Origin of the sequence: Slackia faecicanis (assembly GCF_003725295.1) — a bacterium.
GTDB classification, from domain to species: domain Bacteria; phylum Actinomycetota; class Coriobacteriia; order Coriobacteriales; family Eggerthellaceae; genus Slackia; species Slackia faecicanis.
On the sequence record NZ_QICB01000019.1, the window covers coordinates 1 to 547 of the forward strand.

Consider the following 547-nt stretch of genomic DNA (forward strand, 5'->3'; position numbering starts at 1 on the left):
CCTCCTGCTCCCTGATGTACTTGGCGATCGTAGCCTCGTTGAGGCCGACCGTCGACACGTAGTAGCCTTCGGACCAGAACTTCCTGTTGCCAAACTTGTACTTGAGATTCGCGTGCTTGTCGAAGATCATCAGGGAGCTCTTCCCCTTCAGATACCCCATAAAGCTCGCGACGGCTATCTTCGGAGGTATCGCCACCAACATGTGGACATGGTCCGACATGAGGTGTCCCTCGATCAGCTCGACGCCCTTGCACTCGCAGAGCCTCCTGAGGATCTCCCCTATGTCCTTCCTGATTTGTCCGTATATCGCTTTCCGCCTATACTTCGGCGTGAACACGATGTGGTATTTGCACATCCACTTCGTGTGAGAGAGGCTATAGGCTTTCTGGGCCATAGCCGAGCGCCACCTTTCCACTCGGATTTTTGACGGCCTGAACATCGTCAATATCCGACGGAAAGGTGGTTTTGTAAAGCAGATTGGGTACCACCCGCAAAGCGGGTGGTTGTCTCGGCGCGGCTACGCGCGCGCCAGGCTGAAGCCATTAAA

General features: G+C 55.0%; 1 protein-coding gene. It reads right to left on the reverse strand.

Annotated elements, in window-relative coordinates:
* Positions 1 to 394, reverse strand: a 394-nt coding sequence (gene tnpA, locus DMP07_RS08665; RefSeq protein ID WP_123198741.1) for an IS200/IS605 family transposase, incomplete at its 3' end; no start/stop codon positions are given.
* Positions 395 to 547 lie beyond the last annotated feature (153 nt).